Genomic DNA, 14,143 nt, shown 5'->3' on the forward strand with positions numbered 1-14,143 from the left:
GGGGGGATTATATTGAAACGAATGTTTTTTTTATTGTTAACGACGATTTTGATGGTAACGGCTTGTTCGACGGGGTCGTCCAATAAAGGTGGAGGACAGACCTCCACAAATAAGGGCATTAATAAGATTACTGCTTGGGCATGGGATCCAAAATTTAATATAGCAGCACTGAAACTAGCTGAAGCCAATTACACAGGTAATAAAGATTATAAATTGAGAGTTATTGAAAACGGACAACCGGATATTGTTCAAAAGTTAAACACGGGATTAAGTTCGGGCACGATGAAAGGAATGCCTAATATCGTTTTAATAGAAGACTATCGGGCACAAAGCTTTTTGCAAGCTTACCCAGATGCTTTTTATGAAATCTCACAATACTTTAATCCGAAAGATTTTGCTGATTATAAAATAGCCCCAACGAGTTTTAATGGAAAACAATACGGGTTGCCGTTTGATACAGGAGTAGCCGGGTTATATGTTCGTACGGATATGTTGAAGGATGCTGGACTGACTCTCGACGATGTTCGCGATATTGATTGGAACGAATTTATTGAACGTGGAAAAACGATTAGAGATAAAGTAGGAAAGGGTTTCTTGACACTCGATCCGAATGATTTAGGTACTATTCGTATGATGATTCAATCGGCGGGATCATGGTATTTGAAAGATGATGGGGTAACACCAAATCTAGCTGGAAATGAAGCGTTAAAAGAAGCATTTAGAGTTTATAAAACTTTGTTGGATGAAAAAATAGCTGTAACAACATCTGATTGGAGTCAATTCTTAGCTGCATTTAACAATAGTGATATTGCTGGAGTGCCAACAGGGAACTGGATAACTCCTAGTATTAAAGCTGAAGCATCCCAATCTGGAAAATGGGCTGTCGTTCCAATTCCGAGATTACCCGTAAAAGGAGCAGTTAATGCATCAAACCTTGGTGGAAGTTCATTTTATGTTTTAAATATTGATGGAAAAGAAAAAGCGGCCGAATTTCTAGGAAAAACATTCGGCTCCAATAAAGACTTTTACCAAAAGCTTGTAAAAGAAGTTGGAGCATTAGGTACGTATAAACCAGCAACTGACGGTGAAGCGTATAAAAGTGGTGATGATTTCTTTGGCGGCCAAAAGGTTATTGAGGATTTCTCAAAATGGATGTCCGAGATTCCGAGTGTAAATTATGGAATGCATACGTATGCGATTGAAGATATTTTAGTAGCAGAAATGCAGAATTATTTAAGTGGAAAAAACATTGATGATGTATTGAAAGATGCACAGCAACAAGCCGAGGCACAGTTGAAATAAAAAAACATTGGGAAAAAGGTAGAGAAGGTCACGCGAGTTGATCTCGCGTGCACTTTCAATGTATTGTAGGGCGGTTATGTTTTCTTTAGATCAACCGTTAGTTTGAGATCACTTTATTAAAGTATATTGCCCAAGATTATTGGATAAGAGCTTCAGGTTAGGAGTGAAAGAGCCGTGAATTATCGGTTAAAAAGTAATACAATTGGTTGGTCTTTTGTCTTGATTTCAGTCATCTTTATTTGTTGGTTTTACTTTTATCCAATGATTCAGGCGTTACTTTTATCCTTTAAATCAGGTGCAGGGGCGAATCTACATTTTGTAGGGCTGCATAATTATATTCGACTATTTAGTGATCCTACATTTATTGCTGCTATCACGAATACTTTTATTTATTTAATCGTTCAAGTTCCAATCATGATAATTTTGGCTTTATTTATTTCTGTGTTATTGAATGACAGGACATTGAAATTTAAAGGATTTTTTAGAACGGCGATTTTTTTGCCTTGTGTGACTTCACTTGTTGCTTATTCTGTTATTTTTAAATACTTATTTGCTACAAACGGCTTAGTGAATAAGTTTTTATTGTCATTATCGTTGATCCCCGATCCTATTACTTGGTTAACCAATCCCTTTTGGGCAAAAATAACGATCATCATTGCGATTACATGGCGCTGGACTGGATATAATATGATTTTCTATCTTTCAGCACTACAAAACGTTGACCCATCCATTTATGAAGCAGCTAAGATTGATGGGGCCTCCGGTGTTCACCAGTTTTTTAAAATTACGATTCCTTTGTTAAAACCGATCATCCTGTTTACTTCAATTACTTCAACTATCGGAACGCTACAAATTTTTGATGAGATTATGAATATTACGAAAGGCGGTCCTGGCAATACCACAACTTCCATATCGCAATACATATATAATCTCTCATTTAAATACACGCCGGACTTTGGATATGCAGCAACCGTTTCTTATGTGATTGTAATTCTGATTGTGTTGTTCTCAATTTTACAGTTTAAAGTGGCAGGTGAACGTGATGTTTAAACGATTTTTCATCTATCTTTTTTTAAGCGTAGCTGCATTTGTCTCGATCTTTCCTTTTTTATGGATGATTATAAGCATGACAAATAAATCGGTAGACGTTACGAGGGGACGATTAGTACCTGGGAATTATTTATGGGAAAATCTTAGAATGTTATTTACAACCGTTGAAATCGTTCCGGCATTAATTAATTCCTTCATCGTCTCCATTTCAACAACAATATTGGCTTTATTGATTGCATCTTTAGCGGGATATGGATTTGAAATATATAGAAGTTCAGGAAAAGATGCAGTATTTAACTTTCTTTTGTTATCAATGATGATTCCGTTCGCAGCCTTAATGGTCCCTTTATATCGTATGTTTGGAAGTATATCGCAAGTTGTGCCGATGTTCGGTATTGATACGTTGGCTGCAGTTGTACTACCGACAATTACGACAGCTTTCTTAATCTTTTTCTTTAGACAAAGCACGAAAATGTTTTCCAAGGAACTAATCGAGGCGGGTCGCATTGATGGTCTAAGTGAAATTGGAATCTTTTTACGTATATTCCTTCCAACGATGAAAACAACGTATGCAGCTGCCGCAATCATTACCTTCATGTCCAGCTGGAACAATTATTTATGGCCGTTAGTTATTTTACAAACCCCAGAGAAAAGAACAATTCCGTTACTCATCTCAAATCTAGGAGCCGGCTACTCGCCTGACTACGGAGTCATTATGACAGCGATTGTTATTGCCACGTTACCGACAGCGCTAGTGTTTTTCCTCATGCAAAGGCATTTTGTCGCTGGAATGATGGGATCGGTAAAATAAAGCTTGTAGAGCAGATTCTTCTCTCTGCAAGTTTTTTTTGTAAGGATGAGGAGAGAGTGGTCTAGATAATGCTGAATTGAGACTATAACTGCCAGAATGTCCGAATACAGTCTTGATTTGATCGGAATCGAGACAGACCTGGATTGAAACAGAAAAAATGAAAACAAAATTCCTTCTCGATCGGACATGGATTGAGATAGAAAATGAAAAAACAGAAAAACAGTTCCTATATTAAAAACGAGGCAGAAATCATAACTTTATTCCCCAATTTCCGTTAGAGCTCTAACGGAAACCCTAAAAAAAATCACGATTCATGCTCCGTACTTCCAACCATTTAAATAACTTAAAAAAATAGTCAAAAAAAAATAAAGCAATGAAAAGTAAGAAGGTATATTATATAATGTATATTAGTTTCAGAATATAAAGTCAGAACGAACGTTGTATGTTTGAACGGCAAGGAGTGATGTCATTGCGACTATTGTGGGACTTGGATGGAACGATTTTTGATACGTATCCTGCAATATTAAATAGTTTTTGTTCTGTGTATGAAGAAGTCCATGGGAAATCCGTAAATAAAAATGAGGCGCTTCGTTGGCTCAAAAGAACATCGAAAGAAGCATTTGCATACTTTGGCATATCAGAAGAATTTAGAGAACGATTTAAAGAATTAGATCATGCTCAAGCCGAGGCAGAAAGTCCTCCTTTTGAAGGGATTGAGTTCATTTTAGCGACGGCTGATGTAAATGTGATTGTGACACATCGCACAAAAACATCGACGAAAGAGCTGCTTGTGAAATGGGGATTATACGACTATTTCGATGAAATTGTCAGTCCTGATGATGACGGGTTTCCAAGAAAACCTGATGTAGCAGCATATGAATATGTTCATAATAAATATCAATTAGACTGGGCAATTGGAGATCGTGCACTTGATTTAATTCCTGCCAAAGCGGTTGGATTGAAAACTTGTGCTTTTCAAAATGATGAGATCGAGGCAGATTTACATATCGATTCGTACACTATGTCTTTGATTGAAAAATTAAAATAACTTGGAGGTAGCGATCAATGAAAAAAGCACTTCTAAATGTGGACTATACATATGATTTCGTTGCAGAAGACGGGAGACTTACGTGCGGTAAACCAGGTCAGGATATTGAGGGGAAAATCGTTTCACTAACAAAAACATTTATTGAAAACGGTGACTTTGTCGTTCTAGCCATTGATAAGCATACGGATGGAAATCAATATCATCCTGAAGCAAAATTATTTCCACCGCATAATATTGAAGGAACAAGTGGCAGAGACTTATACGGAGAGCTTTATGAGCTTTATGAAAAGCATAAGAATGACTCGAACGTTTATTATATGGATAAAACAAGATATAGTGCATTTGCAGGCACAGATCTCGAAATAAAACTTCGTGAGCGTGGTATAGAAGAAGTACATCTTTGCGGTGTTTGCACGGATATTTGTGTATTGCATACTGCTGTTGATGCTTACAATAAAGGCTTCCAAATCGTTGTACATGAGAATGCTGTAGCAAGTTTTAATCAAGCTGGTCATGAGTGGGCGTTAGGTCACTTTGTTCAGACCTTGGGAGCGAAAGTAGTATCGGGAAGCTAAAATTATGGAGTGGTTTACATGAACGATCATTATAAAGACGATAGTTTGGCATTGCATACAGATTTATACCAAATAAATATGGCGAAAACGTATTGGCAAGATGGGATTCATAATCGTAAAGCTGTTTTTGATCTTTATTTTAGAAAAATGCCTTTTGCTAACGGTTATGCCATTTTTGCAGGATTGGAAAAAATCATTCATTATATTAATAATTTCCGTTTCAGTGAAACCGACATAGCGTATTTGCAAGAGGAAATCGGTTATGATGTGGAATTCATCAATTTTTTAAGAAATTTAAAATTTACTGGAACGATTCGTTCGATGAAAGAAGGGGAAGTTGTTTTTAACAACGAACCTATTTTGCAAGTAGAAGCACCACTAGTAGAGGCACAAATTATTGAAACAGCTTTACTCAACATTGTGAATTATCAAACATTGATTGCTACAAAAGCATCCCGGATAAAACAAATTGTCGGTGATGAAATCGCCTTAGAATTTGGGTCGAGGAGAGCACAGGAACTAGATGCAGCGCTTTGGGGAACACGAGCAGCTTTTATTGGTGGATTTGATGGAACGAGTAATGTTCGCGCTGGAAAGATTTTTGATATGCCTGTCGCAGGAACTCACGCTCACTCCATGGTTCAGGCGTACAAAGACGATTATACGGCTTTTAAGAAATATGCTGAATCCCATCGCGATTGTGTGTTTTTAGTAGATACGTATGATACTTTAAGGTCTGGTGTTCCTGCTGCGATAAAAGTTGCAAAAGAGCTCGGCGACCAGATCGATTTTAAAGGTATTCGTCTTGATAGTGGAGATATGGCTTTCCTGTCAAAAGAAGCTAGAAAAATGTTGGACGAGGCAGGGCTGACAGATGCAAAAATCTTTGCTTCCAGTGATCTCGATGAATATACGATTTTACATTTAAAAGCACAAGGAGCAAGGATTGATTCATGGGGTGTCGGAACAAAATTAATTACTGCCTATGATCAGCCGGCATTAGGTGCAGTTTATAAACTTGTCTCGATTGAAAATGACCATGGTGAATTAGAAGATACAATCAAAATCTCCAGTAATGCTGAAAAGGTAACGACTCCTAGTAGAAAAAAAGTTTATCGCATTGTAAATAGGATAAATCGTAAATCAGAGGGAGATTATATTACTTTATGGGACGAGAAGCCTGAAGATGAGCCGCGGCTTAAAATGTTTCATCCTGTTCATACTTATATAAGTAAGTTTGTAACCAACTTTGATGCGATTAACTTGCATGAAGTCATTTTCGACAATGGTGAGCTAGTGTATCAATTGCCGGAGTTAAAGGAAATCCAGAGATATGCGAAGGAAAGTCTTAATCTGTTATGGGATGAATATAAACGATCGCTTAATCCAGAGGAATATCCAGTCGACCTTAGTCAAAGATGCTGGAATAATAAAATGAAAAATATTGAGGAAGTAAAGGAAAAGGTTAGTAAACTGAAAAGATGATAAATCAGGAGGAATCATGATGTATGAACTCCAAAAGCAAATTATTGATGAACTTAAAGTTCTCCCTGTAATAGACGCACAAGAAGAAATCCGAAAAAGTATCGATTTTATGAAGGACTATTTGAAAAAGTATATGTTTTTTAACGGATTTGTACTTGGAATTTCAGGAGGACAGGATTCAACACTTGTTGGAAAACTAGCGCAATTGGCTATTGATGAATTGAATGAAGGACAAGATAGCAAAGAATACAAATTTGTTGCGGTACGTCTTCCATATGGCGCACAAGCAGATGCTAGTGATGTGGATGATGTTATTAACTTTATTCAGCCGAATATTACGTATGATGTAAATATAAAAGCAGCAGTAGATGCAAGTGTAAAAGCATTACGTGATGCAGGAGTCGACATTACCGATTTTACAAAAGGAAATGAAAAAGCGCGGGAACGCATGAAGGCATGGTACAGCATTGCAGCTTATCATAATTGTGTTGTGCTTGGTACAGATCATGCCGCTGAAGCATTGACGGGATTCTATACGAAATATGGCGATGGCGGCTCGGATTTAGTTCCCATTTACCGCTTGAATAAAAGACAAGGCAGACAACTGTTACAGGAGCTCGGCTGTCCGGATCATTTATACATGAAGGTTCCAACAGCGGATCTCGAGGATAATCGACCATTGCTACCGGATGAAGTGGCCCTTGGGGTATCCTACGAGGAAATTGATGATTACCTAGAAGGAAAAGAAGTGTCAGATACAGCCAAAAATACAATTGAGGCGTTGTATCGAAAATCCGCACACAAACGGCATTTACCAATCACTATATTTGACAACTTTTGGAAATAGATTGACGAATGAATGGGACAGGTATAAAGTATCAAAAAACTGATACTTTTTTCCTGTCCTTTCTTCTTTCATTTTACGGGAGGATTTTCCTGTTTTAGACAGAATATTAATGTTAAGCAGATTGTTTTGTTAAATATTATTGTTGAATTTGCCATTTAGTGTGATTAGATAGGAAAAAGACCCAAGGGTTTCCTATCAGCGGAGTTTAACGCTGAGGAGTCCCACTGTGAACCGCAGAAAGCGAGCGACTGAAGGGGAAATCAACATACAAATTTAACAGAGCCAAGCATACAAAATATATAGACGGCGGGTGTATGAGGATGAACAGCGATATGATGCAGCAACAGATTAAAAAGATTTTGCAAAATATTGAGAAAGTGATGATTGGAAAGACGGACGTTGCACGACTTAGTCTTTTATCCCTTTTAGCGGAAGGTCATGTGTTGCTTGAAGATGTTCCTGGAGTAGGAAAAACGATGATGGTACGGGCTTTGGCTAAATCCGTAAACGCCTCCTTTAAACGAATTCAATTTACCCCTGACTTACTTCCTTCAGATGTATTGGGGGTCTCCATATATAATCAAAAAGAAATGGAATTTACTTTTAGACCAGGACCGATTGTTGGGAATATCATTCTTGCGGATGAAATCAATCGTACATCTCCAAAAACGCAATCAGCCTTGTTGGAGAGTATGGAAGAAAAAAGTATTACCGTTGACGGTGCCACTCTCCAATTGGAAAAACCATTTTTTGTTATGGCTACTCAAAATCCAATTGAATATGAAGGGACTTATCCGTTACCAGAAGCTCAGCTTGATCGTTTTTTATTGAAAATGAAAATGGGCTATCCGGAAGCTATAGAAGAAGTAGAAGTATTAACTAGATCACAAAAAGTCCATCCAATTGAAGAACTAAAGCCAGTCATATCACTTAATGAATTAAGAGAGCTTCAGCTTCAAGTAAAAGAAATTTTTGTAGAAGATATTTTAAAACGATATATCGTTGAGCTAGCGAATCGTACGAGAATACATCCGAATGTGTATCTAGGTGCAAGCCCTCGTGCATCAATCGCACTCATGAAAGCTTCCCAATCACTTGCGTTTCTATCTGGACGTGATTATGTCATACCTGACGATATTCAATATTTGACGCCATTTGTGTTTTCTCACCGGTTGATTTTAAAGCCGGATGCAAAATATCAAGGAATCACGACTGAACAAATATTAGAAGATATCCTTGATAAAACTCACGTCCCAATAAAAAGGGCTGTAATTAAATGAAATCCTTGTTTAGACGGAGTCGATTTATAGCTAAAATCAAACCTTCCTTTGGTGCGATTTTCTTACTATTGCTTTTAGTCTTAACATATTCTTTCGCGATGTTCCAAGGGGGATTTGTCAGCTGGTTTTTATTTTTCAGCTTTCTTCCTTTTGCCATCTACTCTATTGCTTTATTAATTTATCCATTAACTGATTTTCAAATAGAGAGAGTTTTTTTTCCTACACAACTGAGTGCTGGTGATCAAGTAACGGTTAAAGTTTCATTAAATAGAAAAATCCCATTCCCTCTTCTTTTTTTAGTCGTTGCAGACTGGGTTCCCAATGAAATCTATAACCAGGATAGTAAAAAAATTCTATTTCCTGGTTTTAAAAGAAATCTCGAATTTTATTATAAAATCGATAAAATTCCTCGTGGGGAGCATGTTTTTGAAGCGATTCGTTTTAAAACGGGGGACGCACTCGGGTTAGTAGAAAAAGAAAAGTGGTTTGATTGCCGAGAAGTGCTATTAGTGTACCCACAATATGAGGAAATCGAATACCGTTCGCTTGAAAGTGATTATGAACAAGGCGGTACTGCTTCTGTTATGCAATTTCAAAAGGATACTTCACTCGTTGCTGGGATTAGGCAGTATCAGCCCGGTGATCGTTTTTCATGGATTGATTGGAAGGCTCTAGCCCGTACAAATAATATGATGTCAAAGGAATTTGAGATTAGGCAAACAAATGACCTTCTGATTATATTGGATCGAACGGAAACGAAAAATTTTGAAGAAGCAGTTAAGTTTGCTGCCTCAATCACAAAATCAGTTCTTAAATACGGTGGGCAGATTGGTCTTTTTTCTGCAGGAAAGGATAAAGCCTTTTTCCCAATTAGAGGCGGTGATCAGCAACAGCAGCAGATTTTCCTTCACCTTGCTAAAGTAAAAGCGAATAGTTCGGTTCCTTTAGCGAATATCATTGAAACGGAAACCATTCTCTTTAAACAGCCGGCTGTTATGATCGTCATTACTTCTGTATTAAGTAAGGAATTACTTGATCAGGCGGGAGCTTACATGCGTCGCAGAGGAACGTTTATTGTATATTACATCAAAAAGAAAAATGACCCTATGAGCCAAGATGAATTGATATGTAAAGCTTCGGCTTTTCAAAAAGGCATCATAATGATTTCACTTTATGATGATGAGTTTCGAACAGCATTTTCGGAGGTGAAGCGTGCGTGAATAAAAAACATTTCGTTTCTACCTTAATCTTGTATGTATTTGGTTTCTTGCTTTTATGCGAGTGGATACGACCACTTGATCAAATTACAGATACAGGTGAAATCCATTATTTTGTTATTTTTATCGCTGCTTCACTTCTATTAAATAATCTCCCAGTCTATAGATGGCTACGCCAATTGTTAAAGACGAGCTTAATTATCGTTTTTCTTTTTTATGTTTTTGGAAGTCAGTACCTGAGTTTTTTTGAATGGATCAAATCATTTTTAAAGGATATTTATACAAATGGAAAAATGTTGCTTTCGGGAAATGTATATGATTTATCAGATATATTTCGAACGCTGCTATTTTTTATTTTGCTTTGGATTATGACTTATCTACTTTCATACTGGCTGACGATTAGGAAAAGGATTTTTATATTTTATATCATGACGGTTCTTTACGTTGGAGTGTTAGACTCGTTTACAATCTATAATGCAGAGTGGGCCATTGTCCGTATTGTTGTTTTCGGCTTTACGTTGCTCGGTATTTTATTTTTTCAGCGCCTTGTTGATAAAGAGCAAATTCGGAACCGCCAACAAATATTAGGTAAATGGGTCATTCCCCTTATTATCATGATTTTTGCGAGTGTTTTTATTGGTTATGCTTCTCCAAAAGCAGGTCCGATTTGGCCAGATCCTGTTCCGTTCATTCAATCGAAGGCAGATAATGTTTTTCCAAGAAAGTCGGGCGTTTCAAGGATTGGCTATAGCCCTGATGATTCGAAATTGGGTGGTCCTTTTTTAGGAGATAACAGAGTCGTTTTTATCGTAAAAACTCCTACGAAGCAATATTGGAGAGTGGAAACGAAAGACGATTATACAGGAAAGGGCTGGGAGAAAATTGGTGAGGGGGAGTTTGGGGAGTTTCTTTCCGGAGACGAAATCAATGTATATACAGAGGATGAACCGACTCGAAAAGCAAGACTCGACTTTAAAATTACCTATCCCCATATCGTCCAACCTTACGGGTTTTTATCGGTGCATGGCAATGAAGATGGATATTTTAAATTCGATTCAGGAGAAAAGCTTTTGTCCTATAATGCGGATAATACTCCATCTAAGCTTGATCATTACGAGATAGATTATGTAAGAACAGCTTTTAGTTTAAAAGAAATGCGAGAGACTCAATCCACAGGTGATTTGGGGAATGTCTTTACGTTGAGAAATACTCAGCTGCCTAAAACAATACCTGATAGAGTTCGGGACTTGGCGGAGGAAATAACAGAAGATCACGATAATTTTTATGATAAGGCAAAAGCAATTGAAAGATATTTTAAAAATGGCGATTTTGTTTACGATCAAACCGATGTTGCGATTCCAGAGGAGGAACAAGATTACGTCGATCAGTTTTTATTTGAAACAAAAAAAGGCTATTGTGATAATTTTTCTACTTCTATGGTTGTGATGCTTCGTTCTATTGGAATCCCTGCAAGATGGGCGAAAGGATATGCCGCCGGACAATATTACGGAGAGACTGATGGAACGGATCGAGTATACAAAGTGACAAATAATGAAGCACATTCTTGGGTAGAGGTTTTTTTCCCGACACAAGGTTGGGTACCGTTTGAACCGACAATTGGCTTCAGTAGCTATGCTACTATCCTCAATGATGAGAAAAAAGAATCTGCACCAATTACACCAGCTATTCAACCTTCGAAGCCAACTGAATTAGAAAAGAAAGAGAATTTGAAAGAGGAAAATAATAAACAAACAAAAAAGGATAAAACAAAAGGGCGATCTTCAAAAGATAGTTCCTTCATAGCGAAAAGTAAGTATATATTATTTTTCATTCTGATTGTATCGATCGGTATAGGAGCTTTGGCTTATTGGCAAAGAAGTAAATGGATACCATATGTCCTTTTGTGGAAATATAAAGGAAAGAATGGCGGAGACACACTAGTTCACGCGTATGAAGAATTATTAAAACAGCTTGATCGTTTCGGAGTGAAGCGGAATATGGGACAAACCCTCCGCGAATATGCGAACTATGTCGACTATCATTTTGATACTAAAGATATGAGTGCCCTAACACAAAGTTATGAGAGAGCGATCTATAGAGGAGACTCACTTGATTCAGAATGGGAATACGCAAGTGAGTTATGGGAAAATTTAATTAAAAAAACAACTGGTTGACCATGATTTAAATCAGGTTTAAAATAAAACGCAGGTTAAATCTTATAGTGGTAATAATTAAATACATGACGACGCCTAATTATCTGTATAATTGGCGAAACTTCATATAATCCCATTAATATGGAATGGGAGTCTCTACGAGGCCACCTTAAATGGCCTTACTATGAAGGCAGTTCTTTCCATTGGACAAGCAAACCTTTTGTTCTGTCTTCTTTTTTATACTGGAATTCTGCCTTCTTAGTAGAAGAGGGCGGAATTTCAGTTTTTTATTTTATGGCTATGTTAAAGCTTACTATTGATTTTTGCTAACTTGTTGAGTGTGGCTGAAATCAACACCATGTTTTACACAGCTAATTTTATAAATACGGAGGGTCTAACATGCCAGGAAAAACGGAATTGCAAGATCAGGAAATGATTGTTGTCTTAGATTTTGGAAGTCAATATAATCAATTAATCACCAGAAGGATTCGAGAGTTTGGTGTGTATAGCGAATTGCATCCTCATACCATTTCTTTTGATGAAATTAAAAAAATGAATCCAAAAGGGATTATCCTTTCAGGTGGCCCGAATAGTGTTTACTCTGAAAACGCGTTTCGCTGTGATGAAAAACTATTTGATTTAGGGATACCTGTTTTTGGAATTTGCTATGGAATGCAGCTAATGACGGTTCATTTCGGTGGACATGTCGAAAGAGCGAAGGACCGTGAATACGGAAAAGCATTGATTCAAATTGAAGAAGGTGCTCCTTTATTTAAAGGACTACCGAATGAACAAGTTGTTTGGATGAGTCATGGAGATTTAGTTCAAAAGGCACCTGAAGGCTTTTCAATCGATGCCACTAATCCATCTTGCCCTATCGCTGCAATGAGCAATGTTGAAAAGCAACTGTATGCTGTTCAATTCCATCCAGAGGTACGCCACTCCATTCATGGTAATGAAATATTGAAAAACTTTGTTTTTGATATTTGTGGCTGTAAAGGTGACTGGTCGATGGAAAACTTCATTGAAATAGAAATGGAGAAAATTCGTCAAGAAGTCGGAAATAAGAAAGTTCTATGTGCACTTAGCGGCGGTGTAGATTCTTCTGTAGTAGCTGTTTTAATCCATAAAGCAATTGGCGACCAGCTAACATGTATTTTTGTCGATCATGGCTTACTCCGTAAAGGTGAAGCGGACAGCGTTATGAAGACATTTAGCGAAGGCTTCCACATGAATGTAATCAAAGTTGATGCAAGTGATCGTTTTCTTGGCAAGTTAAAGGGAGTAACAGATCCAGAGCAAAAACGTAAAATTATCGGTAATGAATTTATTTATGTATTTGATGATGAAGCAACTAAACTTGAAGGCATCGAATTTTTAGCCCAAGGAACACTGTATACAGATATTATTGAAAGTGGAACGGCAACAGCCCAAACGATTAAATCGCATCATAATGTGGGTGGATTGCCTGAAGATATGCAATTTAAATTAATTGAACCTTTAAACACATTGTTTAAGGATGAGGTACGAGCACTCGGAACTGAGCTCGGCATTCCAGATGAGATCGTTTGGCGCCAACCATTCCCAGGCCCAGGACTAGGGATTCGGGTTTTGGGTGAAATAACAGAAGAAAAACTTGAAATTGTTCGTGAATCTGACTATATACTGCGAGAAGAAATTAAAAAAGCTGGTTTGGACAGAGAAATTTGGCAATATTTCACCGTGCTTCCTGATATTCGAAGTGTTGGTGTTATGGGAGACTCCCGCACATATGATCACACAATCGGAATAAGAGCCGTAACGTCAATTGATGGCATGACTTCTGATTGGGCTAGAATTCCTTGGGATGTACTCGAAAAAATCTCTACAAGAATTGTTAATGAAGTAGAACATGTTAACCGTGTTGTTTATGATATTACGAGTAAGCCACCTGCTACAATTGAGTGGGAATAAGAAGAACTAACATTTGGTAGACTTATTAGTTTCGACTAATAGGTCTTTTTATTATATTAGGATAATAAAGGGAATAATTTTTTTGTAAAATTAATTGACGAGACTCGTATTAGATGGTACTATAGTGAAACAGTCAACGGAACAAACTACTTAAAAAATATTATTCAAAACAAAAAATATTTTTTAAAAAAGGTTGACTGTCGAGAAAAAAGATGATATATTAATAGAGTCGCTTCTGAGCGAGGCGGAAAAGTTTGATCTTTGAAAACTGAACGAAACAAACGTCAATAATTATTTTTAAACAATGGTTTTAAACCATTGCCAGCTTATGAGCTAATCAACTACTTATATGAGAGTTTGATCCTGGCTCAGGACGAACGCTGGCGGCGTGCCTAATACATGCAAGTCGAGCGAATGGATGG

At 37.2% G+C, this 14,143-nt stretch carries 11 protein-coding genes, 1 rRNA gene and 1 riboswitch; all 12 genes read left to right on the top strand.

Annotation, left to right across the window (positions count from 1 at the left end; genetic code table 11):
- Positions 1 to 12: 12 nt before the first annotated feature.
- On the top strand, positions 13 to 1,302 hold the full coding sequence (locus KHA93_RS22870; protein ID WP_213113228.1) for an ABC transporter substrate-binding protein: 1,290 nt from the start codon (positions 13 to 15) through the stop codon (positions 1,300 to 1,302).
- Positions 1,303 to 1,476: 174 nt separating this feature from the next.
- A complete protein-coding gene (locus KHA93_RS22875) occupies positions 1,477 to 2,352 on the top strand; it encodes a carbohydrate ABC transporter permease (protein WP_213113229.1) in 876 nt (291 codons plus the stop codon).
- Positions 2,345 to 3,163 carry a carbohydrate ABC transporter permease gene (locus KHA93_RS22880; RefSeq protein ID WP_213113230.1) on the top strand — a complete coding sequence of 273 codons (819 nt, stop codon included), beginning with the start codon at positions 2,345 to 2,347 and terminating at the stop codon, positions 3,161 to 3,163. Before KHA93_RS22875 ends, KHA93_RS22880 begins: the two co-directional genes overlap by 8 nt.
- Before the next feature lie 463 nt (positions 3,164 to 3,626).
- Positions 3,627 to 4,211: an HAD hydrolase-like protein gene (locus KHA93_RS22885; protein ID WP_233711648.1), complete on the top strand. Its 585-nt coding sequence runs from the start codon at positions 3,627 to 3,629 to the stop codon at positions 4,209 to 4,211.
- Between the two features lie 17 nt (positions 4,212 to 4,228).
- The gene (locus KHA93_RS22890; RefSeq protein ID WP_213113232.1) at positions 4,229 to 4,786 is read left to right on the top strand and encodes a cysteine hydrolase family protein; all 558 of its coding nucleotides are present in this window, start codon (positions 4,229 to 4,231) and stop codon (positions 4,784 to 4,786) included.
- Between the two features lie 18 nt (positions 4,787 to 4,804).
- Complete coding sequence (locus KHA93_RS22895) at positions 4,805 to 6,271, top strand: nicotinate phosphoribosyltransferase (RefSeq protein WP_213113233.1); 1,467 nt, start codon at positions 4,805 to 4,807, stop codon at positions 6,269 to 6,271.
- Positions 6,272 to 6,290: 19 nt separating this feature from the next.
- Complete coding sequence (gene nadE / locus KHA93_RS22900) at positions 6,291 to 7,118, top strand: NAD(+) synthase (RefSeq protein WP_213113247.1); 828 nt, start codon at positions 6,291 to 6,293, stop codon at positions 7,116 to 7,118.
- Positions 7,119 to 7,453: 335 nt separating this feature from the next.
- On the top strand, positions 7,454 to 8,398 hold the full coding sequence (locus KHA93_RS22905; protein ID WP_213113248.1) for an AAA family ATPase: 945 nt from the start codon (positions 7,454 to 7,456) through the stop codon (positions 8,396 to 8,398).
- Positions 8,395 to 9,618, top strand: coding sequence for a DUF58 domain-containing protein (locus tag KHA93_RS22910; protein WP_213113234.1), 1,224 nt, complete (start codon positions 8,395 to 8,397; stop codon positions 9,616 to 9,618). Before KHA93_RS22905 ends, KHA93_RS22910 begins: the two co-directional genes overlap by 4 nt.
- Positions 9,615 to 11,789: a transglutaminase TgpA family protein gene (locus KHA93_RS22915; protein WP_213113235.1), complete on the top strand. Its 2,175-nt coding sequence runs from the start codon at positions 9,615 to 9,617 to the stop codon at positions 11,787 to 11,789. The genes KHA93_RS22910 and KHA93_RS22915 overlap by 4 nt, the downstream gene beginning before the upstream one ends.
- 82 nt (positions 11,790 to 11,871) lie before the next feature.
- A riboswitch (purine riboswitch) is annotated at positions 11,872 to 11,973 on the top strand.
- A gap of 194 nt (positions 11,974 to 12,167) precedes the next feature.
- Positions 12,168 to 13,721 (top strand): glutamine-hydrolyzing GMP synthase, encoded by a 1,554-nt coding sequence (gene guaA / locus KHA93_RS22920; RefSeq protein ID WP_213113236.1) that lies wholly within the window; start codon positions 12,168 to 12,170, stop codon positions 13,719 to 13,721.
- 345 nt (positions 13,722 to 14,066) lie between these two features.
- Positions 14,067 to 14,143: ribosomal RNA gene (locus tag KHA93_RS22925) — 16S ribosomal RNA — on the top strand; the annotation flags it as partial.

The sequence above is a fragment of the Lederbergia citrisecunda genome (genome assembly GCF_018343695.1).
Lineage (GTDB): Bacteria > Bacillota > Bacilli > Bacillales > Bacillaceae_C > Lederbergia > Lederbergia citrisecunda.